The organism is Nocardioides humilatus, assembly GCF_008373755.1.
Classification (GTDB): domain Bacteria; phylum Actinomycetota; class Actinomycetes; order Propionibacteriales; family Nocardioidaceae; genus Nocardioides; species Nocardioides humilatus.
On sequence record NZ_VUJV01000120.1, the window covers coordinates 1 to 316 of the forward strand.

The window sequence follows — 316 nt, forward strand, 5'->3', positions numbered from 1 at the left end:
GGAAGTTGCAGAGCACATTACGTCCTTGCACATATTCGGCGATTAATCTGAATTTGCGGAAAGACCTTTCCGCGTCAGTGTCAGCTTGTAGATCAGCCAGGGAAACTTCGAAAACTCTTCCCTTCAATCCTTCCGAAGCAATTTTCGTTCCCTGGGTACGGTTGACAAGCGTGGTGCCGACTTGCCTCTTGCTGAACATAGACGGAGCCTTGACATCGTACCAATCTTTGCGAGTGAATGGGTCGACAATCTTCTTCTTAACACCTTTTTTACCGCCCTTCGACAGGCCTTTATTTTTCCCGACCGCCATGTTCAA

1 protein-coding gene is annotated in these 316 nt (G+C 48.1%); it reads right to left on the reverse strand.

Annotation, left to right across the window (positions count from 1 at the left end; translation table 11 throughout):
* Nucleotides 1–316, reverse strand: a 316-nt coding sequence (locus F0U44_RS24195; RefSeq protein ID WP_223163821.1) for an eS1 family ribosomal protein, incomplete at both ends; no start/stop codon positions are given.